General features: G+C 58.4%; 23 protein-coding genes. 19 read left to right on the top strand and 4 right to left on the bottom strand.

Annotation, left to right across the window (positions count from 1 at the left end; all coding sequences use genetic code 11):
- Positions 1–28: 28 nt before the first annotated feature.
- The 10 genes from G7048_RS26620 (at position 29) to G7048_RS26665 (ending at position 8,883) form a co-directional block, all read left to right on the top strand.
- Entirely contained in the window at positions 29–1,192 is a 1,164-nt protein-coding gene (locus G7048_RS26620; RefSeq protein WP_166071496.1) for an ABC transporter substrate-binding protein, read from the top strand.
- A 104-nt stretch (positions 1,193–1,296) separates the two neighbouring features.
- The gene (locus G7048_RS26625; RefSeq protein ID WP_166071497.1) at positions 1,297–2,154 is read left to right on the top strand and encodes a branched-chain amino acid ABC transporter permease; all 858 of its coding nucleotides are present in this window, start codon (positions 1,297–1,299) and stop codon (positions 2,152–2,154) included.
- Positions 2,151–3,128, top strand: a complete 978-nt coding sequence (locus tag G7048_RS26630; protein WP_166071498.1) for a branched-chain amino acid ABC transporter permease — start codon at positions 2,151–2,153, stop codon at positions 3,126–3,128. Before G7048_RS26625 ends, G7048_RS26630 begins: the two co-directional genes overlap by 4 nt.
- The gene (locus G7048_RS26635) at positions 3,125–3,898 is read left to right on the top strand and encodes an ABC transporter ATP-binding protein (protein ID WP_166071499.1); all 774 of its coding nucleotides are present in this window, start codon (positions 3,125–3,127) and stop codon (positions 3,896–3,898) included. The genes G7048_RS26630 and G7048_RS26635 overlap by 4 nt, the downstream gene beginning before the upstream one ends.
- On the top strand, positions 3,891–4,595 hold the full coding sequence (locus tag G7048_RS26640; RefSeq protein ID WP_166071500.1) for an ABC transporter ATP-binding protein: 705 nt from the start codon (positions 3,891–3,893) through the stop codon (positions 4,593–4,595). Before G7048_RS26635 ends, G7048_RS26640 begins: the two co-directional genes overlap by 8 nt.
- Before the next feature lie 47 nt (positions 4,596–4,642).
- A complete protein-coding gene (locus G7048_RS26645) occupies positions 4,643–6,142 on the top strand; it encodes a class I adenylate-forming enzyme family protein (RefSeq protein ID WP_240933372.1) in 1,500 nt (499 codons plus the stop codon).
- On the top strand, positions 6,139–6,510 hold the full coding sequence (locus G7048_RS26650; RefSeq protein WP_166071502.1) for an SCP2 sterol-binding domain-containing protein: 372 nt from the start codon (positions 6,139–6,141) through the stop codon (positions 6,508–6,510). The genes G7048_RS26645 and G7048_RS26650 overlap by 4 nt, the downstream gene beginning before the upstream one ends.
- Position 6,511: 1 nt before the next feature.
- Positions 6,512–7,324, top strand: a complete 813-nt coding sequence (locus tag G7048_RS26655; RefSeq protein ID WP_166071503.1) for an alpha/beta fold hydrolase — start codon at positions 6,512–6,514, stop codon at positions 7,322–7,324.
- A complete protein-coding gene (locus G7048_RS26660) occupies positions 7,321–8,085 on the top strand; it encodes a GntR family transcriptional regulator (RefSeq protein ID WP_166071504.1) in 765 nt (254 codons plus the stop codon). Before G7048_RS26655 ends, G7048_RS26660 begins: the two co-directional genes overlap by 4 nt.
- 18 nt (positions 8,086–8,103) lie before the next feature.
- Positions 8,104–8,883 carry an enoyl-CoA hydratase/isomerase family protein gene (locus tag G7048_RS26665; RefSeq protein ID WP_166071505.1) on the top strand — a complete coding sequence of 260 codons (780 nt, stop codon included), beginning with the start codon at positions 8,104–8,106 and terminating at the stop codon, positions 8,881–8,883.
- Between the two features lie 29 nt (positions 8,884–8,912).
- Here G7048_RS26665 and G7048_RS26670 read toward each other — a convergent pair whose 3' ends face one another.
- On the bottom strand, positions 8,913–9,695 hold the full coding sequence (locus G7048_RS26670) for an IclR family transcriptional regulator (RefSeq protein WP_371747737.1): 783 nt from the start codon (positions 9,693–9,695) through the stop codon (positions 8,913–8,915).
- Between the two features lie 104 nt (positions 9,696–9,799).
- On the opposite strand from G7048_RS26670, the gene G7048_RS26675 reads away from it, so the two are divergent.
- The 5 genes from G7048_RS26675 to G7048_RS28815 all read left to right on the top strand — a co-directional run bounded on the left by G7048_RS26675 (position 9,800) and on the right by G7048_RS28815 (position 14,363).
- Positions 9,800–10,795: a tripartite tricarboxylate transporter substrate binding protein gene (locus G7048_RS26675; RefSeq protein ID WP_240933373.1), complete on the top strand. Its 996-nt coding sequence runs from the start codon at positions 9,800–9,802 to the stop codon at positions 10,793–10,795.
- A 20-nt stretch (positions 10,796–10,815) separates the two neighbouring features.
- Positions 10,816–12,009: a CaiB/BaiF CoA-transferase family protein gene (locus G7048_RS26680; protein WP_166071507.1), complete on the top strand. Its 1,194-nt coding sequence runs from the start codon at positions 10,816–10,818 to the stop codon at positions 12,007–12,009.
- Positions 12,010–12,049: 40 nt separating this feature from the next.
- Complete coding sequence (locus G7048_RS26685; RefSeq protein ID WP_166071509.1) at positions 12,050–12,802, top strand: enoyl-CoA hydratase/isomerase family protein; 753 nt, start codon at positions 12,050–12,052, stop codon at positions 12,800–12,802.
- Between the two features lie 46 nt (positions 12,803–12,848).
- Positions 12,849–13,832, top strand: a complete 984-nt coding sequence (locus G7048_RS26690; protein ID WP_240933374.1) for a tripartite tricarboxylate transporter substrate binding protein — start codon at positions 12,849–12,851, stop codon at positions 13,830–13,832.
- Positions 13,833–14,129: 297 nt separating this feature from the next.
- Positions 14,130–14,363, top strand: a complete 234-nt coding sequence (locus tag G7048_RS28815) for a LysR substrate-binding domain-containing protein (RefSeq protein WP_371747738.1) — start codon at positions 14,130–14,132, stop codon at positions 14,361–14,363.
- A 392-nt stretch (positions 14,364–14,755) separates the two neighbouring features.
- On the opposite strand, the gene G7048_RS26700 is transcribed toward G7048_RS28815, so the two are convergent.
- Positions 14,756–15,595 (bottom strand): IclR family transcriptional regulator, encoded by an 840-nt coding sequence (locus G7048_RS26700; RefSeq protein WP_166071511.1) that lies wholly within the window; start codon positions 15,593–15,595, stop codon positions 14,756–14,758.
- A gap of 164 nt (positions 15,596–15,759) precedes the next feature.
- On the opposite strand from G7048_RS26700, the gene G7048_RS26705 reads away from it, so the two are divergent.
- Genes G7048_RS26705 through G7048_RS26715 form a run of 3 tightly spaced genes read left to right on the top strand, consistent with a single transcriptional unit; the run spans position 15,760 to position 19,019 of the window.
- Complete coding sequence (locus G7048_RS26705) at positions 15,760–17,412, top strand: MFS transporter (RefSeq protein WP_166071513.1); 1,653 nt, start codon at positions 15,760–15,762, stop codon at positions 17,410–17,412.
- Positions 17,413–17,432: 20 nt separating this feature from the next.
- On the top strand, positions 17,433–18,389 hold the full coding sequence (locus tag G7048_RS26710) for a carbon-nitrogen hydrolase family protein (RefSeq protein ID WP_166071514.1): 957 nt from the start codon (positions 17,433–17,435) through the stop codon (positions 18,387–18,389).
- Between the two features lie 3 nt (positions 18,390–18,392).
- Positions 18,393–19,019, top strand: a complete 627-nt coding sequence (locus G7048_RS26715; protein ID WP_166071515.1) for a flavin reductase family protein — start codon at positions 18,393–18,395, stop codon at positions 19,017–19,019.
- A gap of 86 nt (positions 19,020–19,105) precedes the next feature.
- On the opposite strand, the gene G7048_RS26720 is transcribed toward G7048_RS26715, so the two are convergent.
- Positions 19,106–20,080: a quinone oxidoreductase gene (locus G7048_RS26720; RefSeq protein WP_166071516.1), complete on the bottom strand. Its 975-nt coding sequence runs from the start codon at positions 20,078–20,080 to the stop codon at positions 19,106–19,108.
- A 26-nt stretch (positions 20,081–20,106) separates the two neighbouring features.
- A complete protein-coding gene (locus G7048_RS26725) occupies positions 20,107–20,910 on the bottom strand; it encodes an SDR family oxidoreductase (RefSeq protein WP_166071517.1) in 804 nt (267 codons plus the stop codon).
- Between the two features lie 215 nt (positions 20,911–21,125).
- Between G7048_RS26725 and G7048_RS26730 the strand changes: the two genes are divergently transcribed.
- Positions 21,126–22,826, top strand: coding sequence for a thiamine pyrophosphate-binding protein (locus tag G7048_RS26730; RefSeq protein ID WP_166071518.1), 1,701 nt, complete (start codon positions 21,126–21,128; stop codon positions 22,824–22,826).
- The last annotated feature ends 15 nt before the right edge of the window (positions 22,827–22,841 follow it).

The following is a 22,841-nucleotide window of genomic DNA, read 5'->3' on the forward strand; positions in this document are numbered from 1 at the left end:
ATTTGTACGGTCTAAAAGGAGCAGGGGAATGTTGAAATTTTTGGGAAAAAGTCTGTTCGCCATTGGCTTGGTCTCGGTGGCCTCCGCAGGATTTGCGCAGGAAACCTTGAAGTTGGGCGTGTTGGGCGGTATGACGGGGCCAGGTGCTCCATGGGGGCTTGCCATCGATGGCGGGGTGAAAGTCGCGACTGATGAGATCAATCAGGCTGGTGGTCTCAAGGTCGGCGACAAGACCTACAAGATCGAAGTGGTCTCCTACGACGATCACTACAAGGCCGCAGATGCTGTGACCGCGGTGAATCGATTGATCGATCAGGACAAGGTGAAGTTCATCCTGGGCCCGATCGGCTCGGCCTCGCTGCTCGCGATCAAGCCAATCACGGAAAAGAGCAAGGTCGTATTGCTCTCCAATACCTATACGACGGAAGCGTTGAATGCCGAGACGCGCTACATGTTCCGTGTTCTTCCGACCACGAACGAGTACGACGGGCAACTGATCGGATGGCTCAAGCAGAATCGCCCTGCCATCAAGCGCGTTGCCATCATTTCTCCCAATGATGCAACGGGCTGGAGCACGCAGAAGGGCAAAAAGAAAGTGTATGAAGGCGCTGGGTTCGAAGTTGCCGATGCCCGTTTCTTCGAGCGCTCTCAGAACGACTTCCGTACGCTGCTTGCAGGCATCCTGGCCAAGAAGCCGGATCTCATCGAGCTGGATGTGGTGCCTCCTGCACAGGCGGGCCTCGTGATTCGTCAGGCACGCGAGATGGGCTACAAGGGACCGTTCACGAAGTTCGGTGGCAACAACGTGGCTGAGACCGTGAAGGCCGCAGGGGCGGAAAACGCCGAGGGCACCTTGCTGTACTTTTCTGCAGATCCGGCGAGCGATGCCTTTGCCAAGCTGAGCAAGGCTTATGCGAAGTACCACGCCAATGCCATGGATGACTTCACTTTCTACTTCTACGATGCCACGAAGCTGCTTTTCTCTGCAATGCAGAAGGCCGGCACTGTCACGGACACGGATGCGGTGGTGAAGTCTATTGAGTCCAGCAAGAGCTTTGATGGTGTGCAGGGCAAGATCGTCTGGGGTGGCAAGGAAACTTATGGCATCGATCACCAGATCGCCACGCCTGCTTATCTGGGGGTGATCGAAAACGGCAAGGGCAAGGTCATCGTCAAATTCGAGGCGCGCTGATTAGGTACTCACGACCCTCGCGGTGGTCTCTGGCTGGGTTGGCTCTTCCTTGATTGAGGAGGATCGTCAACCCCCTCTGTTTCTTCTTGGCAAGGTGCGGTCCTATGCAGATTGCAATACAGATTTCTGTCATCGCTTTGATGACGGCATTCGTCTACGCCTTGGTGGCGCTGGGCTTCACGCTGGTGTTCGGCATCATGCGCGTGGTGAACTTCGCACATGGCGAGTTCTACATGTTGGGTGCTTACAGCGTCTATGTGTTCTACGGAATACTCGGTTGGAACTTTGGCTTGGCACTGGTGGTTGGTGCGCTTGTCGTGGGGCTGAGTGGGCTTCTCGTCGAGCGTCTGCTGTTCAGGCGTTTTGCGGGCGACGAGATGGGCGGGATGATTGTTTCTCTGGCCCTGGCCGTGTGTCTGCAGGAAGCGGTGGCGTTGATCTTCTCTGTGGATGACCTGACCGTGGAGCGCCCCGTTCAGGGTGTGTTGGAGATCGGTGGTGTGTTCATCGCGTTGGACCAGTTGGTGGTGGTTGGTGTCACATTGCTGGTGCTCGTCGCCTTCTACTTGCTGATTGAAAAGACCCGTGTGGGTATCACCATTCGCGCCGTGGCGCAGGACAGTGAAGTGGCCCGACTGCAGGGGGTGCGTTCGTGGCGCATGACAGCGCTGACTTTCGGGTTGAGCTGCTTGCTTGCAGGCATCGCAGGGGCACTGATGGCACCTGTCTACACCATCAATCCTCACATGGGCGAGATGGTGGTTGTGAAGGCCTTCATCATTGTGGTGCTGGGCGGTTTGGGCAGCCTGCCGGGTGCAGTGGTCGCCGCTTTGATCCTGAGCTTCACCGAGGCGATTGCCTCCACTTTCTACAACGCGACCGTGGCGACGATGCTGTCGTTCCTCATCGTGATGGCGGTGCTTACGTTCCGCCCTGCAGGCCTGATGGGGAGGTCGCGATGAGTTCACCGTATCTGCTCTCTAGTGGATCTCGCCTTGGCAGGGTCAGCGAATGCGTGGTGGCGGCAGTGCTGCTGGCTTGGCCACTTGTGCTGCATGACTCGAAATTCCTGCTGCATGTTGGCGTGATGATTGCCCTCTACGCCATCATCGCCATGAGCATGAACCTGATGCTGCGCATCGGGCAGCTGTCTCTCGCGCATGGTGCGCTCTATGGTGTCGGGGCCTACACATCGGCCATTCTCACGCGCGATCTGGGTCTGGCTTTCCCGTGGGCATTCGCATTGTCCGGATTGGCATCTGGCGCAGTGGCGTTGATTACCGGTCCCATCTTCATGAGGCTCAAGGGTGTTCATTTCGCATTGCTGACCTTTGCCTTCGGAGAAGTCATCGTGCTGTGCTTCGTGGAGTTTGTCGACCTCTTCGGTGGCAACAGTGGATTTGGGCAGATTCCGCCCATTCGTCTCTTCGGGCAGGAATTGGGAAAGCAAGGGTGTTATCTGCTTGCGATGTCGCTGGCCATCGCGTGCTATTGGGTGCTCAAGGCCTTGTATCGGCGCGAGCTGGGTATCTTCTCTTCGGCATTGCATCAGGATGAAGTGCTGGTCACGGCTTGCGGCTTCGAGGCCTTGCGTTTTCGAATCGCTGTCTTTGGTCTCAGCGCGGCTCTCGCGGGATGGGCAGGCAGTCTGTTTGCACACTATCAAGGTTATATCTCGCCTGATTCCTTCGGGTTCTGGACTGCCGTGAACGCATTGATCATCAATGTGCTGGGTGGTGTGAGTGCTCTGGCTGCCGTGATCATCGCGTGCTTTGTGTTGATTCCGTTACCTGAGTTCCTCCGCGACATGCAGCAGTACCAGCGGCTGTTTTATGGACTGGTGCTGATCGCACTGTTGTGCTTCATGCCCAAAGGTATTGCGGGCCTGTGGACGCGTCTCACTCGGCGCGCCAAGCCTGAAGGGGGAGCGTCATGAGAGCCACATTGACGGTGGAGCACATCCGTCGCGCATTCGGCGGCATTCGTGCGGTGGACGATGTTTCCTTCCAGACCAACGGCAGCGGCATCACCGGATTGATCGGCCCCAACGGGGCAGGCAAAACCACGCTGCTCAATCTGATTGCGGGATCGACCAAGGCGCAGTCCGGGCGCGTCCTGTTTGCAGATAAAGACATCACGGGGCGGTCTGCGGCCGCCATCGCTCGCGGCGGGTTGTGCCGCACGTTTCAGATGACGCATGTTTTTCCTGGACTGAGCGTGCGTGAGAACCTCTATCGATCGGCGTTGTTGCGACAGTTGCCGACGCCGTGGTCCTTGCTTCGCCCAGGCGTAGTGCGTGCTGGACGCGAGCAGGCCATGGCGCATGCGCAGGCCACGCTGGGGCTGCTGGAGATGAACCATCTGGCGGACGCCGATGCGGGCGCGCTGGCCTATGGTCTGCAGAAGATTCTGGGAGTGGGTATGGCCCTCACCACGCAGCCACTCATGCTGCTGATGGACGAGCCAGCAGCGGGCCTCAATCCTAACGAGACACAGGAGATGACCGCACTGATCGAACGCATTCACCGCGAAGCGGGGATCTCTGTCGTGCTGGTGGAGCATGACATGAAGATGGTGATGCGACTGTGCGAGCAATTAGTGGTTTTGGTCAATGGCCGCTTGTTGGCTGCTGGCTCCACGGAGAGCGTGCGCGACAACCCGGCGGTGATCGAAGCCTATCTGGGAGCGGATCTCGAAAATGCTTGACGTACAGAATTTGTCCGTGGCCTATGGCCCGATCGCTGCCTTGCGAGATGTGTCGTTCCATGTGGCTGAAGGCAGTGTGTGCGCGGTTGTGGGATCGAACGGAGCGGGAAAATCGACGCTCATGAAGGCACTGTGCGGGCTGGTTCCCCTGCAGGCTGGGTCGCTGCGGATGGACGGAAATGACATCACGGCACTTCCCACGCACGAACGCACCGCGCTGGGTTTGGCGCTGTCGCCGGAAGGGCGGCGTTTGTTTCCTGAACTCACGACCTACGAGAACTTGTTGATGGGAGCCTATCTGCGCAAGGACAAGGCAGGCATCCGATCGGACATCGACAGGGTGTATGGCTACTTTCCACGACTTTCCGAGCGCTCGAATAGTCAGGGGCGACATCTCTCGGGAGGTGAGCAGCAGATGTGCGCCATCGGACGCGCGCTCATGTCGCGGCCCAGGCTGTTGCTGCTTGATGAACCTTCGCTGGGGCTGGCACCCAGCGTGATTCTGGATGTGGCCAAAGCGATTCGCCGCATCAGCGAAGACGGCACCACCATTGTGCTGGTGGAGCAGAACGCTCGTCTGGCGCTCAAGCTGTCGCAGCACGCCATCGTGCTCGAGACGGGTCGACTGGTGTTGCAAGGCAATTCCAGCGATCTGATCCATGACCCCTATGTGACGGCCGCCTATCTGGGCGGCTAGTCAAGAAACTGGTAGTTGTCTTCATGCCGAATATTTATCAAACCGCCATGTTCCACGCACTGCGCAGCCCGCAGAGTGTCGCTTTGTCCGACGATAGTGGGTCGCTGGGATTTGCGGATCTCTGCGCGCGTGCCCGCGCTTTGTCAGTGCACTTGGATGAGCTGGGTGTGCGCCGTGGCGATCGGGTGGCAGTGTTCATGAACAACAGCATGGACTATCTGGCGCTGATGCACGCCACGGCCTACAGCGGCTTCAGCATCGTGCCTGTCAACACGAGGTACAGCGCGCACGAACTGGCATTTCTGGTGAGCGATTGCACGCCTCGAGTGTTGGTCTACGACACACAGTTTGCGACCATCGTGAGCGAGATGTGCGACATGGTTTCCGAGCTGGACCGTCCCGTCTGCATCAGCGATCTTGAGCCCGGTCTGCACAAGGCTGCGGCGTCGGATGATCCCGTGATGCTGCAGACTGGGGTGGTGGACGACGACGATGTGGCCATCATCATGTACACCTCGGGAACGACCTCATCACCCAAGGGTGCCATGCTCACTCATGGCAATCTGGTGTGGAACTCGGTCAACTACATTCTGGAGTTGGGGCTTGATGCCCAATGCCGATCGCTCATGGCCACGCCCTTGTTCCACATCGGTGGATTCGGTGTGCTCAATGGACCGATTCTCTATGCCGGAGGCGGTCTGCATGTGGTGCCGCGCTTTGACGCCCAAACCGTCATTGATGATCTACAGACCGTGCAGCCCACGCATGTGTTTCTGCTGTCGGCCATGTGGGTCTCCATCACGGATCATCCAGGGTTTTCCAGTCTGCGCATGCCCGAGGTGCGTTACGTGCAGACTGCGGCCGCTCCGCTTGGTGAATGGCGACAGGAGTTGATCCGCAAGGTGTTCCCCAACGCGGAGTTCGGCTGGGGCTTTGGCATGACGGAGAGCTGCGTCACCACCATCAAGAACCGTTACTCACGTGAAATTCTTGAACATCCCGGGTCCGTCGGCTTCTTCTGGCGGCATATCGCTCACCGGTTGGTGGACGAAGAGGGCGTGACGCTGTCGAACCAGAATGGGCCGGGCGAGCTGCAAGTGAAGGGCCCCACGGTGTTCAAGGGTTACTGGAACCAACCTGAACTCACGGCAGAAACCATCACCGCCGATGGGTGGTTGAAGACTGGCGATCTGTTCCGTATCGATGGCGAGGGCTATGCCTATTTTGTCGGTCGCAGCAAGGACATGGTCAAGACTGGCGGAGAAAACGTTGCGGCACTCGAAGTGGAAAACTGCCTTGCTGCTCACGAGGATGTGCGCGAGGCGGCAGTCTTTGGCGTGCCGAACGAGAAGTGGGGTGAGGAACTGGTGGCAGCCGTGGTGCCCATTGCAGGCCGCACTCCTGACGCGGAAGCCCTGCGCACGCATTGCCGACAGCGCCTTTCGGGTTTCAAGGTGCCCAAGCGTATTGTTCTGGTCGATAGCCTTCCGCATTCCTCGTCCGGCAAGATCCAGAAATTCAAACTCAAGCAAGGATTCACGGCATGACAGTGACCTCTCCTCGCATTCTCGATGACCGGTTCCTGCAGCAACTGGCGCAGCGCGCGCAGGCCGATGCCTTCGTGGCACGGCACCGCACTCTGGCCGATGTGACCATAGGCGTGCGACTGAGCGGCAGCACCGATGCCATATGGCTGCACGTGACACCGGATCAGGTGGAAAGCGGGCGCGGTGACCGGGCCGCCTTCACCTTTGTCGGTAATGAAGCCGCCTTGCAGGACTTGTCTGACGGCTTTCCGTTCAATCGCCTGGTGCGCCAACATCGCTTGACGGTGGAGGGCGATCTGCGCCACTGCGTGCAGAACTGGTTGCTGATCCATGCCGTGTTGCGGCTGTGCCATTCCGGGAGCGAGTGATATGCCTTATGTGACAACGGCGGATGGGATCCGCGCCTACTTTGACGTTGCTTGTAACCCCGCGAGCGGTGCAACTCCGCTGGTGATGGTCCATGGGGCGAGTCAGGACAGCCTCTCGTGGAAGCACAATCTGGAGGCATTCGGCGCGGACTACACCGTGTACGCGCTGGACCTTCCCGCGCATGGCAAGAGCAGCACACCGATCGGGGGACCGCACAACGAAAGCATGCGCAATGCGCGCTATCTGGTGCAGGTGCTGGAAGCGCTTGAATTGCCACCGGCGGTGCTGATGGGGCATTCCATGGGGGGTGGCATCGTGGCTGCGGCTGCCACGTTGGCTCCCGAGCGCGTGCGTGGACTCGTTCTTGTGGACGGAGCATCCGTCAAGGTGGTCAAGAGCTCCGGATACAACCCCGCCATTCTGGACATGGCGCGCATCAACCCGGGTGACTGGTTCGAAGTCACTTTCCGCACACTCATGGGCAGCGCTACCGAAGCGGATCGTGTGGAAGACGTCGTGATGGATGCACGGCGTTGCAATCCTTATGTGGCTTTTGCCGATATCTGCGCTTTTGGTGGGTTTCGCATGGAGACGTTGCTGGAGCACATCCATTGCCCTTGCGTCATTGTGGAGGGGGCGGAGGACTGGTCCGTACCTCCGGAGTCGGCCAAGCAGGTTCATGCGGTGCTTCAGCAACGATCGGTGCCTTCCGTCTATTTGGAGTGGCCGGGCGTGGGACACTTCCCGCATAGCGAACAACCACAGCGCTTCAATGCGGACACCCTGGCCGCCATGAAGAGCCTGAATTTATGAAGCCCGAAGAGTCCAAATCCAGCCGCAACACTTTGCACCGTCGTCTGAGCGATGAACTGCTCGGCATGATTCGAAGCGGGGCCTATCCTGTAGGCTCGAATTTGCCCACCGAGGCCGAACTGTGTGAACGATTCAAGGTGAGTCGACATACCGTGCGCGAAGCTACGCGCAGGTTGCTCGACATGGGGCTGGTCGTGCGCAAGCCGCGTGCGGGCACGACCGTCATTCGGCAGGATACTCAGCCGCAATTCGGTCTGGGGCTGGAGAATACGGAGCAGCTCACTCAATATCTGGAGAACACCGCACTGAGCGTGCACAAGGTGGTCTCCCCTTTGACGGCTCACCCGCCTGAAGCGCAGCTTGAAGGTGCTCCGAGCGACTGGATCAAAGTCAGCACGTTTCGTTGCCTACCGGGCACCGACCGCCCCATTTCCTGGACCGACATCTACATCCGCAAGGAGTACGAGGCCGTGGTGGAGCATATCGGCAGTCAGCCAGGCGGTGTCTACCCGCTCTTTGAGCGCCTTTGCAACGAGACGGTCGGGACGATCGATATGGAGATTTCTGCGGCGACCTTCCCCGCAGCCATCGGCAAACGACTGGGCTATACCAAGAGCGACCCGTCGCTTCTGATGATTCGCCGCTTTCGCAATAACGCCAGCAAGCTGCTGGAAATCGCGATCAGTTATTACCCGCCTTACACGTTCCGCTACATGACCCGGCTTTCACGGGTGGATGGGCGCTATCACACCTCTGCATGATCCTAAGGAGACAACCCCATGAAGCAGCAATATGGAAAAGCCGTCACCACCAGTGTGGAAGGCCCTGTAGCGGTGGTCCGCTTCGATCGCGGGGTGAACCGCAATGCCATCGATCAGGACACCTTGCTGGCATTGACCGAAGCAGTGCGTGATCTGAGCGACGAACTGGACATTCAGGTGGTTGTCTTCACTGGAGCCAAGGACATTTTCTCGGCGGGGATCGACCTCAAGGATCCCGCCAAATGGAATGAGGACAACGCCAGTCTGCTGCACCGCAGAAGCATTGCGCAACGCGGTGCCAGGTTGTGTCAGGCGTTGGAGAATCTGCCCCAGATCACGATCGCAGCCATCGAGGGCCTGGCGGTAGGCGGCTCGGCGGCCTTGGCACTGGCGTGCGACTGGCGTGTGGCATCCAACAGCTCCGCCATTTATCTTCCCGAAGTCAAAGTGGGCCTGAACATGGGCTGGGGAGCCATTCCGCGCTTGACCACTCTGGTGGGGCCAGCGCGAGCCAAGCGAGCCATCATTCTTGGCGAAAAGCTCGATGCGCAGATGGCGTTGGATTGGGGACTGCTCGACGAACTGGCTGAACCTGGTCAGGTACTTGAAGCGGCACTTGCACTGGCTCGCAAGACTTCGCAGACGCCTGCCGCGTTGCTGCGGATGAGCAAAGAAGCGGTCAACGCAAACGCCAACGTGCTGCATCGCTCAACGATATACATGGATGCAGATCAGGCGCTGGTATGCCGCGACAGCCAGGAAGGTCAGTCGGCGCGACAGCGGTTCGCGGGAGCCTGATCAAGTCATCGCCAAGAATTGGCATGACTTCACAACAGCCCACGCAGATTGTCCAGCTCATGGCGCAGCAATCGGGCAGTCTCAGCCTGGCGCTTGATCGGCATGCGGTCGGTGATCGCGCTCACGCTCATTGCGAGCACGGGTGTTCCATCGTCGCGGGTGAGGGCGCATCCCACGCCCAGAGCGCCACTGACCGCATAGTTCTGCATGACCGCATAGCCGCGTTGGCGGGTGTTGATGCGCAGGCGGTGAATCATTTCGGGGGAGATTCCGCCGTATTCCTCAAGACGGGGCGAATTGGCCTTCACCACTGCTTGGGCTTCTTTGTCCGGCAAGGCCGCAAGCAGGGCCATGCCCGCCGAGCCCACGCCAAGGGGGTGCCGTTTGCCTGGAAAGCTCGCCAGAATCTGCATCGGATAGTCGCCGATCTCTCGGTGGAGGCCGACCGACTCGTTGGCATCTCTGCCGATCAGAAATACTGCGTCACCCAACTGCTTTGCCAGTTTGCGCATTCCTTGCATGGCGGCCAGTATCAGCTCCTGACTGATGTCGGGAGGCGTCCAAAGTCGAGAACCTATGGCTTCGGCATCGTCGCCCGAGAAGAACCGCTTGCCGGCTTTGTCACGACGCACCCAGGCACTGCTTTCCAGCGCGAGAAAGAGGCGCTGAACATTGACTCGTTCGATGCCCGTTCGTCTGGAAACCTCCGTGGCCCCCAACCCTTCTGGCCATACTTCCTTCAACAGGCTCAGCACCTTCAAACCCTTGAGCAAGGTACTGGGACCGGCGGATTGGTCCTGTGCATCTACCAGACTCGTTTTGCGATTTTTGGTGTTCACTATGTGTACAGATAATTTAGATTTGTGGATCACATTTTGTACTATTTCCTGAGTTGCAGTGCATTCAGGAGACGAATATGAAAATGACTTGGGTTGGCAGCATTTCACGGTCATCGTGGAGGCCCGCATTGGGCATCGCGTTGGGACTTGCGGGGTCGGTGAATCTGGCTCATGCGGCTTATCCCGATCGTCCTATCACTCTGGAGGTGGGGTTTGCTGCAGGTGGCCCGACCGACGCCATGGCGCGCGTGATTGCGACCGAGATGGGGGCCGAACTCAAGCAGTCCGTCGTCGTGGACAACAAGCCCGGTGCGGGCAGCAACATCGCGGCGGTTCAAGTGGCCAGAGCCAAGCCGGATGGATACACCTTGCTGATGGTGGCGGTCACCAGCGCCATCAACCAGACGCTGTATGCCAAGCCCGGCTTCAATCTGAGTACCGACTTCGAAGCCGTGGGCTTGGTCGGCACGATTCCCAGCATGCTGGTGGTGAATCCGCAGTTGCCCGTCAACAGCGTTCAGGAACTGGTGACCTATGCGAAGGCCAATCCCGGCAAGCTGACCTTTGGTTCCTCCGGCAATGGCACCTCCATCCACATCGCCGGAGAGCTGTTCAAGAGCGCGGCCAACATCGATGTGACCCATGTCCCTTATCGCGGCAGTGCACCGGCGGGCGCTGCGGTAGTGGCGGGGCAGATCTCGTGCATGTTCGACAACGTACCCACGGTCGCTCCTTTTGTGCAGGCGGGGCGCATGCGTGCGCTGGCGGTGACGACCAAGGAGCGCATTGCCACCGCGCCAGCTGTCCCGACCATGGCCGAGTCCGGGTTTCCGGACTTCGATGTCTCATCCTGGTATGGGTTGATCGCACCTGCCAAGACGCCTCCTGAGGTGATTGCGACGCTCAACAACGCGCTTCAGAAAGTGCTGTCGCGTCCCGAGTTTCTGGAGCGCATGAAGGGCATGGGTGTCATCGTGAAGCAGGGCACTCCGGATTCATTTGGCAAGTTCATGAAGTCCGAGACCGAGCGCTGGGCACCGATCGTCAAGGCGTCGGGCGCAAAGATCGATTGATGCAGAAGAAGGCAGGCGAGATGAATTCCGCAATCAGCAAATCAGCCCTGAACGGCGTGGTCGTTCTGGATCTCTCCAGAGTATTGGCAGGCCCATTCGCCGCACAGATGCTGGGGGACCACGGGGCCGAAGTCATCAAGCTGGAGTCCTATGACGGCGATGACACACGGGCCTATGGTCCGCCGTTCGTCGATGGCGATGCGCCGTACTACATTGGCCTGAACCGCAACAAGCAGGATCTGGCGGTGGATCTGTCCACGCCCGCTGGCCGCGAGATTCTTTTTCAGTTGCTGGACAAGGTGGATGTGCTCGTCGAGAACTACAAGCTCAGCACCTGGCAGAAGTGGGGCATAGACAGTCCCACCGAGCTGGCCCGCAAGTTTCCGCGACTCATCCATTGCCGTGTTTCCGGCTTTGGCGAGGAGGGCGAGTTTGGCGGGCTGCCAGGTTATGACGCTGCGGTGCAGGCGCTCTCGGGTCTCATGTCAATCAACGGTGATCCGGCTCTCGATCCCGTGCGTATCGGCATTCCGCTGGTGGACACCACCACCGGGATGAATGCCGTCATAGGCGTGCTGCTTGCCTTGTACGAACGCGAGAAGTCGGGCAAGGGACAGTCCATCGAAGTCACGTTGTTCGACACTGCGTTGGGCATGCTGCATCCGCATACGAGCAATGCACTCAATGGCGGCAAGTCGGCGCGTACCGGCAACGGGCATCCCAACATCGTCCCTTACGACCTGTATCCCACGAAGACCGAAAAGCTGTTCGTCGCCATCGGCAACGACAGGCAGTTTGCGCAGCTCTGCGACGTGCTTGGAAAACCCGAAATCGCCACCGATGAACGCTTTCGCAAGAACCGCGATCGAGTCGTTCATCGCGACGCTCTGCGCGCAGAACTGGTTGCCTTGCTCAGCCAATTCGACGGAAAGCAGCTGTTCCATCAACTGATGGGCTTGGGCGTCCCCTGCGCGCCGATGCTGAGTGTGGAGGAGGCGCTGGCGCTCGATCACACGGCCACGCGCCAGATGTCGGCAACGCTCGGAAAGTACGAAGTCACCGGTATTCCCGTCAAGCTCGATCGCACGCCAGGAAGCCTGCGCTTGCCGCCTCCGCAGATTGGCGAACACACGGATGCAGTGCTCAAGCGGTTTGGATTCAGCGAGGCCGAGATTGCTGCTGCGTTGAATGCTGGCGCCGTCAAGCAGGCCTGAGGTGAAAGACCAAGCAAACGAAAAGACAAGGAGCGTTCCAATGATCAAGGTAGAAGAATTCGGCGCAGTAGCCGTCGTGACGTACGACCGTGGTGAGCGCCGCAATGCGCTTTCGCTCAAGGCGATGAATGAGCTCATTCGCGTGGCCGACAGCTTTCAGGATCGCTTTGACATCTCGGCCGTGGTGCTCGCGGGAAGCCCGCAGGCGTTCTCTGCTGGAGTCGATCTCAAGGATCCGGATCGTTGGGCCATCGATGACAAGCCACTAGACGAGCGCCGCCATATCGCGTCGACGGGCGCGCGCATGTGCAAGGCATGGGAAAGTGTTCCGCAACTCACCATTGCTGCGATCGAAGGCGTGAACGTGGGTGGCGGCATCGCCCTCACGTTGGCCTGCGACTGGCGGGTGATGGCGGACAACGCGTTCCTTTACGTGCCCGAGGTCCAGATCGGCATTCCGCTGGTGTGGCACACCGTTCCAAGACTCGTGAACATGGTGGGTGCCTCGCGTGCCAAGCAGATCATGTTGCTGGGCGAAAAGATGTCCAGCGACGTCGCCAAGGAATGGGGCCTCGCGGACTGGCTTGTGCCCCAAGGGCAAGCCACCGAACACGCCAAGGTGCTGGCGGCCAAGGTGGCCCAGTCGCCATCGCATGTGGTGAAGATGAGCAAGCAAAGCGTGAACGCACATGCGAACGCGTTGAACTACGTGAGCACCTACATGGACGTCGACCAGGCCTTGGTCTGCGGCCAAAGCAACGAGGCCCGCGAAGCTCGCAACAACTTCAAATGAACGGACGGTTCAGTCCATCACCAGCAAGATGCAGGAGACCCACCCCATGATGATCAAGCGCCGCTTTCTTCCCATTCTCTCGTTGACCGCACTGGGTTGGGCCGGACTCGCCCATGCGGAGTTTCCGGACAAGCCCATCACATGGGTCGTCCCCTTCGCCGCGGGCGGACCGATGGACATCGTCTCCAGACCTGTGGCAAAGAAGATGAGCGAAATTCTGCGCACCCCCATCGTCGTGGAAAACCGTCCGGGTGCCGGTGGTGCAATGGGCATGGACTATGTGGCAAAAGCCAGGCCGGATGGCTACACCATCGGTATTGGCAGTGTGGGAACGCAGACCATCGTGCCCAACGTGAGCAAGTCGATCAAGTACGACCCGATTCAATCGTTCACCAATGTGGGACTGTTGGGACGCTACACCAATGTGCTGCTGGTGAACCAGAAATCGCCCATAACGAAGGTCTCGGAGCTGGTGGAACTGGGCAAGAAGCCCGATGCCAATGTCACTTTCGGATCGGCAGGCAATGGCTCGTCCAATCACCTTTCCGGAGAGTTGCTGCACGCGCTGACCAACACCAAGATGACGCATGTGCCCTATCGCGGAAGCGCGCCTGCACTGACCGACTTGCTGGCAGGCAACACCACCTTCATGTTCGACACCGTCAACACAACGATGTCGCGCATCGAGAACGGAAGCCTGCGTGCGCTTGCCGTCACCAGTCCCAAGCGCTCCCCGTTCCTGCCCAACGTACCCACCATGGACGAGGCCGGGGCGAGCGGCTACGCCGATGCGGGCGGTGAGCTCTGGTGGGGTGTGGTAGGCCCCGCCAAGATCCCGCAGGCTACCCTCGACAGACTCAACACCGCCCTGCGCGAAGCCTTGAGCTCTCAGGAAGTCCAGTCCCAACTGAAGAACCAGTATGTCGAGATCTGGAGCAGCACATCAGAAGAATTCGCCAAGGTCGTTCAGTCCAGCTTCCAGAAATGGAACAAGCTGGTGCGTGAGGCGAAGATTGAGGCGACGGATTGAGTGCGTGCGGATGGGGGATCTACCTGCCAGAACGAAAGAACATGTCCATGGCAGGTCGAGCCATCGGTCTGTTTGCAGAATGGGCCGTACGCAAAACGTTCCAGAAATATCGGTAGATCGCCCGGTCATGCAGTGTTTCTTCGTGTCTGATCGGCCCCCAGTCCGCTGCATGTGCGGCCAGCAGAATATCTGAAGCGGTTGCGATATCTTCGGCTGTCGGGAGCATTGCATTCACGATGGGTTGAATCTGCGCATCACATCGAAGCACAAAGCTCCATGATGGCTGCTGACAACTCCATGAGTCCGAGGTCCAGAGTTTCGACGCTTTCCAGTGCCGCTATTTTTTGTACGTCTCGCAAGGCATCATGGGATTCAATCAGGAGGTCTGTGGATGCTGCCGCCAAGGCGGCCAACGTTCGATTGAATGCTCAATACGAAGTGCAGCAAATGCAGACCTTGATCGTCATGGCAGCGCAAGGACTGGGTATTGGCATTGCTCCAAGAATCGCTGCTGGCGCTGCGGTTCAGTAGCCTTTGAAAATCATCAATCTGTCTGACGAGGGACTGACGCGCGATATCAGCATCATCAATGCAAGAGGGAGAAGTTTGTCGCCCATTGCTGTGCAACTGCTTTCGTATTTGCGCGCTGCCATGTGAAATTGGATGCCGGACCACTTCGTGTCTCCAAACCGTGTTGGTTGTTGGAGGAAAGTCTAGGCAGGCCTTGGATTTTCATTGGCGCGAAATGCTGAGCGATTGCTCAGATTTGCTGAAGAGTGGGGACGTTTTTAGGTTCCCCATCTGAGTTGAGACGATGAGCGTGAGACGTGGCTCATGGGACGCATTTGCTCTCGGGCCGCCCGTGGATTGACATGCCAGACTTTGCGAATGCGTTGCAGCAGATCCAGCGTCCACCTTGCGCATCAGGACGGAATGACTGCCTTCGTCCATCCGGCCACGGCGGAGATGGATTGCGCTTTTTCAATCAGCACGCGAGCTGTTTCCGAGTCGATGTCATCGTCGAACGAGCCTACCGGTCCCATCACGGTAATCGCGGCTTTCATTTCTCCGAGCATGTCGAAGATCGGCGCGGACATCGAGGTGAAATGGGGTAGCAAAGCATCGCGGCATCGGCTCAGGTGATGAGAGAGAACCTCGTCGCGCATGGCTTCCACATCACGCATGGAGTACTTGTTCACTCCATCGCTCTTCTTCATGCTGGCGAGTTCCTGCTCGAGCAGATCGCGCGTGTTTGCGGGTGGCAAGTGCGCGAGAAAATTGCGGCCCAATGCAGAGGAAAGCAGCGGCAGAACACTGCCCACGCGCAGCTCCAGCAATGGGCGGCTGCGACTGCCTTCCACACGGTAGACGATGGTCGGTCCCTTGTTGCCCCAGACACCCAGAAAGACGGTTTGCCCAGTGATGGCCGCCAGCTCGGCCATGACGGGTCGAGCTGTGGTGAACACATCGAACTGCTCCAGCGCCGCCAATCCAAGGCGCAGCGCGTAGGGTCCCAATCCATAGAAGCCCGTATCGGCCTGTTGATGCACGAGGCCCACTTTTTGAAAACTCACGAGGTAGTAGTGAACGTTGGGCACGGTGAGTTGACTTGCTTCGGCCAACTCCTTGAGTGGCAAAGGTCGCCCCGCTTGCCGGATGACATCGAGGATGCGGAAGCCCACTTCAATGGACTGGATGCCGCGCCGGGGGCTTGCTGACTTCGGTTCGTCACTCTTGTCAGTCTTGGTTGCTTGTCTCGCCATTCTTCGTTTTCCTTGTATCGATTTGGGGACGAAGTTTATCAGTGCGCTTGGTGACACGAAGACAAGTTTTCAGGGTTATCCCTAGTGCTGAAAAGATGTCTTTCAATTTGATAATAGTTAACTGATACAGCATTATCAATTTATCTGCATGGGAGTGCACCGGTATGGAAGCAGGTTTGGCGAGGCAAAGTTCAGGTGAAGAGATCACCTTGAGTCGCAAAGAAGAGCGACAGGTGGTACTGGCATCGACGTTGGGAACACTCTTCGAGTGGTATGACTTTTTCATCTACGGCTCGTTGGCCGTGTTCATGAGCCAAGTGCTGTTTCCGCAGGACAATCCAACGGTTTCGCTGTTGGCCGCACTGGGCGCACTCGCGGTTGGCTTCATCATTCGGCCGCTGGGGGCCGTGATGTTCGGCTATCTTGGCGACAAGTGGGGTCGCAAGTACACCTTCCTCATCACCGTGGTGATGATGGGTGGCGCCACTGTGCTGATTGGCTGTCTGCCCACCTATGAATCGGTGGGGCACCTGTCCTGGATCTTGCTGCTCACACTGCGCGTGGTTCAGGGATTGGCCGTCGGTGGCGAATATGGCGGCGCGGTGATCTATGTGGCCGAGCACTGCGAGCCCAAGCGCCGTGGTCTGCTCACCGGCTGGATTCAGATCACCTCGTCGGCAGGTCTGATCCTGTCGTTGATCGTGATTCTGCTCACGCAGGCTTCCATGAGTGCGGAAGACTTTCGCCAGTGGGGCTGGCGTCTGCCCTTCATTCTGTCGATCGTGATGCTGGCCATCTCCGTCTATGTGCGAGCCAAGTTGCACGAGTCGCCGGTGTTCACACGCATGAAGCAGCAAAACCGTCTGTCCAAGAATCCGGTGAAGGAGACCTTCGGTCAGTGGTCCAGCCTCAAGCTGGTGATTCTTGCACTCGTCGGGGTGACGGCAGGCCAGGGTGCCACGTACTTCACGGGGCAGTTCTACGTGATGATCTTCATGCAGCAGGCTGTGCAGATCGACCAGAAGACGGTGTATGAACTGATCGTCTGGGGCTTCATCATCGGTGCGCCGACCTTCGTGTTGTTCGCATGGCTGTCGGACCGCATTGGCCGCAAGTGGATCATGATGACTGGACTGTTCATCGCAGCCATTGGTTATCACTCGATGTTCGGTGCGCTGCTGAAGGCGGGCAATCCAGAACTTGCGCAAGTCATGCAGACAACTCCGGTGCGCATCCACGCGGATACCAGCGGTGGCGCCTGCGACTTTGGCCTTCAGGCCTCTCTGGTGAGCGCTCACCCTGATCACAAGAAGGTGTGCGTGCAGGCCAAGAAACTGCTGGTTTCCAAGGGCATCAATTTCGAGTATGCCGCGCCGTTGGCGGGGCAGGAAATTGCGATGTCGGTGGGAGACACCACCGTCAATGGGTTCGATGCCAAGGCCTATTCGCGCGCTCTGTCCGAAGCGGGCTATCCGCAACGCGCGGATCCAGCTCGCATCGACAAGGTGACCATTGTTCTGATCCTCATCCTCATGACCGCTGTCGTCGCCATGGTCTATGGACCGGTAGCCGCCTATCTGGTTGAACTGTTTCCTGCTCGCATTCGCTATACGGCGCTGTCCTTTCCGTATCACATCGGCGCAGGCATCTTCGGAGGCATCGTTCCTTTCACTGCCACTTATCTGGCACAAGCCAGCGGCAACATCTTCGGGGGCTTGATGTATCCGGTAGTGGTGACGGCTGTGGTGGGCGTGATCGGTTCACTCTTCCTGCCCAACACGCGAGCCAAGGCGATCGACGAAGAGCACACACACTGAAATCAAGGTAGAGAGTACATATGAGCAAGTCATTCAAGGTGGCCGTCGTTCAGGCTGCATCCATTCCCGAGGACAGCGTGGCAACCGCACGCAAAGCAGTCCAATTGATCCATGAGGCATCCAAGGAGGGAGCCAAGGTCATGGTGTTTCCCGAGGCTTATCTGGGGGGGTATCCCAAGGGCAACTCGTTTGGTGCGCCGATTGGCATGCGCAGGCCGGAAGGCCGCGATGCATTCGCACGCTATCACGGTCAAGCCATCCGTCTGGATGGAGAGGAGGTGTCCCTGATCGAGCAGGCGGCGCAGGAAACGGACTCGGTCGTGGTCATCGGTTGCATCGAGGCGGATGGCGGAACGCTGTATTGCACGGTGTTGTACTTCAACGGAAAGCAGGGATTCGCCGGCAAGCACCGCAAGCTGATGCCCACCGCTGGAGAGCGTCTGATCTGGGGCTTTGGTGACGGTTCCACCATGCCCGTGATCGATACGCAATATGGTCGCGTAGGTGCGGTGATCTGCTGGGAGAACTACATGCCCATGTTGCGCATGTACATGTACAGCCAAGGCGTTGCGATTTATTGTGCGCCCACGGCAGATGACCGCGACAGTTGGGTTCCAAGCATGCGGCACGTTGCGCTAGAAGGCCGCTGCTATGTGCTTACGTCTTGCCAACACCTTCGTCGCGATGCGTATCCTCAGGACTTCGAATGCGCCTTGGGTGATGCGCCAGACACCGTTCTGATGCGCGGTGGCAGCGCCATCATCAGTCCGTTGGGAGAGGTGCTGGCGGGCCCGGACTTCAACGGAGAGACCATCCTCTATGCGCAGATAGATCCCAACGAAATTTTGCGTGGCAAGTTCGACTTTGACGTCTCTGGTCACTACGCTCGTCCGGATGTCTTTCAACTGCATGTGGACATCCGCGCCAAACAAGCGGTGGTTCCACTGCAATCAGTTCAGGTGGCACAGGAGAGCTGATTCATGTTTTTCGATTTTGCGACGCTTCCTGCGCAAACCATGTACAACCTGCTGACTGCCAGTGTCACCCCGCGTCCGATCGCTTGGGTGACGACAAGGTCAAACGCCGGAGTGTCGAATGCCGCGCCGTACAGCTTCTTCAATGTGATGGGACACCAACCGCCGACGGTGGCGCTGGGCATGATGCGTCACACCCGTGGATCGCTCAAGGACACAGCGGCCAACATCATGGAGAACGGAGAGTTTGTAGTGAATCTTGTGCCGGAGCGTTTGATTTCGCAGATGAACCAGACTTGCGCTGACTATGCTCCGGACGTTGATGAGCTTGAACAAGCGGGGCTGGTTGCATTGCCATCAAAGCAAGTGAAACCAGCACGTATCCAGGGGTGCCCTGTGTCTCTGGAGTGCGTCAGCATTGCTTCTGTGGTCACGGGTCCGCTTCAGACCATTGTGATCGGCCGTGTAGTTGCTGCTCATGTCGACGACGCGTTGGTTCTGGATGCCGAGCAGGGCTTTCTGAACACACCGGAGTTGGGCCTGGTAAGCCGTATGCATGGCGGTGGATGGTATGCGAGAAGCACCGATCTGTTTCAGGTGGCAAGACCAGCGACGGCAGAGTTGAAGTCCTGACGCAAACTTGGTTGGACCTTAGATGATGAAGAGTCCTTGTCGCAGTTTTGCGGCAAGGACTCTTTTGTCGTTCGCGTCTTCAGCGTTCAGGGGCGCAGGACAATGGTTTTTGTACGTTGGCGGTTTTCCAGTTCCTTATGGGCAGACGCTGCATCACGCAGTGGAAATTCCAGACTGTCGCCGATATGCAGATCTCCTTGGAGGTAGATCTCGAAGAACTGTGAGGCTGCATTGCGCAGCAGCTCCTTGGTTCGGATGTGCTGAAACACGCTTGGGCGCGACACCGAGTTGGATTTTGGAAACAACCGGGATATCTCAAAAGCAGGCACAGGCCCCGACGATTGGCCAAAGTTCGCCAGATGACCACAAGGGGCCAGACATTCCAGTGATGCAAAGAAGGTGTCCTTGCCTACGGAGTCATATGCCACGTTGACACCGGCTCCGTCAGTGATTCTCATGACCTGTGAAACGAGATCGGACGCTTGTGACAACACAGTGCTGTGGCAACCGGCTGCCATGGCCGCATGGGCTTTGGCCTCGGAACTGACGACGCCAATCACACGTGCGTTCAGACGCGTGGCCCATTGACAGAGCAGTGTGCCCACGCCGCCAGCGGCTGCATGTACCAGTACCCAGTCTCCGGACTGGACGCGGTATACGCTTTGCACCAGCATTTGGGCCGTCAGGCCCTTGAGCAGGCTGGATGCAGCTACGGTGTCAGATACGTCCTTGGGCAGAGGCACCAGCAAATTCGCATCGAGATTGCGACGCTCGGCGTAGGCTCCATACTGCCGCGTGACATAGGCAACGCGGTCGCCACGCCGGAATTCAGTCACGCTGGAGCCCACTTCTTCCACAACCCCTGCGGCTTCCAATCCCGGAATGCCTGGCAATGCCAGTGTTTGATAAAGACCTGAGCGGACGTAGGCGTCGTGAAAGTTCACTCCGATGGCGGTATGTCGGATTTGAACCTCGTGTGGCTGTGGAGAAGGAACTTCCACCGATTCCCAGTGCAGAACTTCCGGACCGCCAGGTGAGTGCATGAGGATGGCTGAGGACATGTGTCTTTTGTTTGAAGTTGATGCACTTACATCGTGCCGGGGTAGGCCCCGCCATCGATCAGGACGTTTTGTGCGGTGATGTAGGCCGCATGCTGGCTGCAGAGAAATGCGCAGGTAGCTCCCAATTCGTCAGCATTGCCAAAGCGGCGCGTGGGAATGGCGTCGATGCGTTTCGCCATATAGGGTTGAAGCTCCAGTCCGGCTTGGTCTGCGCCGGCTTGCAAATTGGATTTCAGTCGGTCTGTATCGAATGTGCCAGGCAGAAGATTGTTGATGGTGACACCGCTGGCCGCCACCTGTCGTGCGAGACCCGCGACAAAGCCTGTCAGGCCGCTGCGCGCACCATTGGACAGACCCAGATAAGGGCTGGGTGCCTTGACAGCAGTGCTGGTGATGTTGACTACCCGGCCCCAGCCACGCGACATCATGCCGTCCAGAGTTGCGCGCATCAGAGCGATCGGCGTGAGCATATTGGCCCCAAGGGCTTGCTGCCACACAGTTTCGTCCCAGTCACGAAAATCGCCAGCGGGCGGGCCTCCTGCATTGGTGATGAGGATGTCGTACGCACCGTAGGTGGATCCCGGCAACGATGCGGCGGCTGCTAGTGCTGCTTCACGGCCTTCGGCGGTGGTGATGTCGGCCGCTACGGCTTCAATGACGGAGCCTCCTGCGAGGCGCAGTCGTGCAGCGGCTTCTCGTAGTGGTGCTTCATTGCGGGCCACTATGACCAGATGGGCACCGGCTTGCGCCAACGCTTTGGCACAGGCGTAACCCAGTCCTTTGCTCGCAGCGCAGACCAATGCGCGCTTTCCCGAAATGCCCAAGTCCATTTGTATTGCTCCTTTTTGATTGTTGGCAGTCACTGATCTCATGCAGTGCATATGCATCAGGCGAACGCAGAGTTGCAAGTATCAATCAAAATAAAAATGACTGCTTGTGAAATTTTAATTTCATTATTATGATTTATCCCATATGCTTCGCATGACTGCAAGCAGCACGGGGTGAACACATCCAGCCTTTCTTTCACAACAACATCAGACAAGCAATGAGCGTCAATCCTTCTGCACAGGCCCGCACTGGCGGGCAGATCCTGGTGGATCAACTTCGTATTCATGGCATTGACCATGTGTTCTGCGTCCCTGGCGAGAGCTATCTCGCTGTGCTGGATGCCTTGCACGACGCAGATGTGACCGTCACCGTGTGTCGCCAGGAAGGCGGAGCCATGATGATGGCGGAGGCTCACGGCAAGCTCACGGGTCGCCCTGCGGCATGCTTTGTGACGCGCGGGCCAGGTGCGACCAATGCCACTCCCGGCATTCATATCGCATCCCATGACTCAACGCCTGTTCTGGTATTTGTTGGCCAGATCGAGCGAGGCGTGCGTGAGCGTGGCGCGCTGCAGGAACTGGACTACCGTGCGGCGTTTGGCCACTTCGCCAAATGGGTGACCGAGATCGATGACGCTCGTCGCATTCCCGAAATCATTTCACGTGCCGTGCACACCGCCCTGTCCGGCAGGCCGGGCCCGGTGATGATCGCTCTGCCGGAGGACATGCTGGTCGACAAGGTGGTCTGTGCTGACGCTCAGGCAGCGCAGGAAATTCCGGCCACCCCCAGTGCAGCACAGATGGCAAAGGCGCTGGAGTTGCTGTCTCAGGCAGAACGCCCGTTGGTGGTGCTGGGTGGTACGCGCTGGAGTGCTGAAGCGGTCGAGGATTTCGCTCGTTGGGCGAGGGCGTCGAATGTTCCGGTGACAGTCTCGCTGCGTCGTCAGATGCTGTTTCCCACGTCCAATGAGTCTTTCGTGGGCGATCTGGGCTTTGGTCCGAATCCTGCCTTGGTGGAACAGGTCAAGCAGGCCGATCTGATTTTGCTGATCGGCAGTCGGATGTCGGAGACACCGAGCCAAGGCTATACGCTGCTCAACATCCCGGTGCCCAAGCAGAAGCTCATCCATGTATTCCCGGAAGCCACGGAACTGGGACGGGTCTATGCGCCTACCGTGGGCATCTGCGCTACGCCAGCGGCGTTTGTCGAAGCATTGGTCAATCAGTCGCTGCCCACTTCCGAGTCACGCAGCACCTATGCCGAGCTCCTGCGCTCCATCTACGAGAAATGGAGTGACACGCAGACGGTAGTCACGCCGGGGCAACTGCAGATGGCCAAGGTCATGGACTATCTCAACGACCGACTTCCAAGCGACACCATTGTCTGCAACGGTGCGGGAAACTATGCCACTTGGGTGCACCGCTTCTACCATTTCGATGGCTTCGGAACGCAGCTCGCACCGACGTCTGGCTCCATGGGGTATGGCGTGCCTGCTGCGGTTGGCGCGAAGCGAATCTTCCCGGATCGCACGGTGGTCGCGTTCGCCGGGGATGGCTGTTTTCTGATGAATGGTCAGGAGTTCGCCACGGCCGTGCAGTATCAATTGCCGGTGATCGTCATCGTTGTGGACAACCGCATGTACGGCACCATCCGTATGCATCAGGAGCGCGAGTATCCAGGGCGGGTCAGCGCGACTGAGTTGCGCAACCCGGACTTCGCGGCTTACGCGCGTGCGTTTGGCGGTCATGGCGAGCGAGTGGAAAAAACAGAGGAGTTTGCCCCTGCTTTCGAGAGAGCGCTCGCTTCCGGGCAACCTTCGATCCTGCATTGCATGATCGATCCGGAAGTCATCAGTCCTGCATTCACCCTGTCTCAGGTGCGAGAAGCGGCGATGGCCGCTGGACGCGGTCGCGTCTGAGGCCGGAGGGGATAC

This window comes from Diaphorobacter sp. HDW4B (genome assembly GCF_011305535.1).
Lineage (GTDB): Bacteria > Pseudomonadota > Gammaproteobacteria > Burkholderiales > Burkholderiaceae_C > Diaphorobacter_A.

Excerpts from the sequence above, each read along its gene's own strand:
- G7048_RS26725 (WP_166071517.1), bottom strand. The coding sequence starts at position 20,910 with ATGGACTTGGGCATTTCGGGAAAGCGCGCATTGGTCTGCGCTGCGAGC.
- G7048_RS26730 (WP_166071518.1), top strand. The coding sequence starts at position 21,126 with ATGAGCGTCAATCCTTCTGCACAGGCCCGCACTGGCGGGCAGATCCTG.
- G7048_RS26710 (WP_166071514.1), top strand. The coding sequence starts at position 17,433 with ATGAGCAAGTCATTCAAGGTGGCCGTCGTTCAGGCTGCATCCATTCCC.
- G7048_RS26660 (WP_166071504.1), top strand. The coding sequence starts at position 7,321 with ATGAAGCCCGAAGAGTCCAAATCCAGCCGCAACACTTTGCACCGTCGT.
- G7048_RS26690 (WP_240933374.1), top strand. The coding sequence starts at position 12,849 with ATGATGATCAAGCGCCGCTTTCTTCCCATTCTCTCGTTGACCGCACTG.
- G7048_RS26705 (WP_166071513.1), top strand. The coding sequence starts at position 15,760 with ATGGAAGCAGGTTTGGCGAGGCAAAGTTCAGGTGAAGAGATCACCTTG.
- G7048_RS26720 (WP_166071516.1), bottom strand. The coding sequence starts at position 20,080 with ATGTCCTCAGCCATCCTCATGCACTCACCTGGCGGTCCGGAAGTTCTG.
- G7048_RS26715 (WP_166071515.1), top strand. The coding sequence starts at position 18,393 with ATGTTTTTCGATTTTGCGACGCTTCCTGCGCAAACCATGTACAACCTG.
- G7048_RS26625 (WP_166071497.1), top strand. The coding sequence starts at position 1,297 with ATGCAGATTGCAATACAGATTTCTGTCATCGCTTTGATGACGGCATTC.
- G7048_RS26640 (WP_166071500.1), top strand. The coding sequence starts at position 3,891 with ATGCTTGACGTACAGAATTTGTCCGTGGCCTATGGCCCGATCGCTGCC.
- G7048_RS28815 (WP_371747738.1), top strand. The coding sequence starts at position 14,130 with ATGAGTCCGAGGTCCAGAGTTTCGACGCTTTCCAGTGCCGCTATTTTT.
- G7048_RS26620 (WP_166071496.1), top strand. The coding sequence starts at position 29 with ATGTTGAAATTTTTGGGAAAAAGTCTGTTCGCCATTGGCTTGGTCTCG.
- G7048_RS26645 (WP_240933372.1), top strand. The coding sequence starts at position 4,643 with ATGTTCCACGCACTGCGCAGCCCGCAGAGTGTCGCTTTGTCCGACGAT.
- G7048_RS26635 (WP_166071499.1), top strand. The coding sequence starts at position 3,125 with ATGAGAGCCACATTGACGGTGGAGCACATCCGTCGCGCATTCGGCGGC.
- G7048_RS26655 (WP_166071503.1), top strand. The coding sequence starts at position 6,512 with ATGCCTTATGTGACAACGGCGGATGGGATCCGCGCCTACTTTGACGTT.
- G7048_RS26680 (WP_166071507.1), top strand. The coding sequence starts at position 10,816 with ATGAATTCCGCAATCAGCAAATCAGCCCTGAACGGCGTGGTCGTTCTG.
- G7048_RS26685 (WP_166071509.1), top strand. The coding sequence starts at position 12,050 with ATGATCAAGGTAGAAGAATTCGGCGCAGTAGCCGTCGTGACGTACGAC.
- G7048_RS26700 (WP_166071511.1), bottom strand. The coding sequence starts at position 15,595 with ATGGCGAGACAAGCAACCAAGACTGACAAGAGTGACGAACCGAAGTCA.
- G7048_RS26665 (WP_166071505.1), top strand. The coding sequence starts at position 8,104 with ATGAAGCAGCAATATGGAAAAGCCGTCACCACCAGTGTGGAAGGCCCT.
- G7048_RS26650 (WP_166071502.1), top strand. The coding sequence starts at position 6,139 with ATGACAGTGACCTCTCCTCGCATTCTCGATGACCGGTTCCTGCAGCAA.
- G7048_RS26630 (WP_166071498.1), top strand. The coding sequence starts at position 2,151 with ATGAGTTCACCGTATCTGCTCTCTAGTGGATCTCGCCTTGGCAGGGTC.
- G7048_RS26675 (WP_240933373.1), top strand. The coding sequence starts at position 9,800 with ATGAAAATGACTTGGGTTGGCAGCATTTCACGGTCATCGTGGAGGCCC.